The organism is Mariniradius sediminis (assembly GCF_021491425.1).
Taxonomy (GTDB): domain Bacteria; phylum Bacteroidota; class Bacteroidia; order Cytophagales; family Cyclobacteriaceae; genus Mariniradius; species Mariniradius saccharolyticus.
In genome coordinates this window covers 1-283 of sequence record NZ_JAKEVZ010000087.1, presented here as the reverse complement: position 1 = coordinate 283, position 283 = coordinate 1, and the positions used below count along the sequence as shown (strand labels likewise).

1 protein-coding gene is annotated in these 283 nt (G+C 47.0%); it reads right to left on the bottom strand.

Annotation, left to right across the window (positions count from 1 at the left end; genetic code table 11):
* Positions 1-219: translationally-controlled tumor protein (locus L0U89_RS20385; protein WP_234863205.1), on the bottom strand; the 219-nt coding region annotated here is incomplete at its 3' end.
* Positions 220-283 lie beyond the last annotated feature (64 nt).

Genomic DNA, 283 nt, shown 5'->3' with positions numbered 1-283 from the left:
GGATGTGTCAACAATGTCAACAACCTTAACAGCCTGGTCATCAACACCCTCATCTTCTCCACCCTCAGCAGAAGGGTTTGCACCAATGTTTACATCAACTGCTCCTTTAACAACCCACTTCCCCTCAACTTCCCACAGCATTCCATTCTCAATTTCCTTGTAACGGAAGGAGTCAGAGAGAAGCTCATCACCTGAAAGGAGGTCCTGGTAAACCAACATGTTTGCAGAGTTTCTCTCGGATCGCTCCTAACAACAAAGTTCGTGCGATGAAACTGGTACGGAG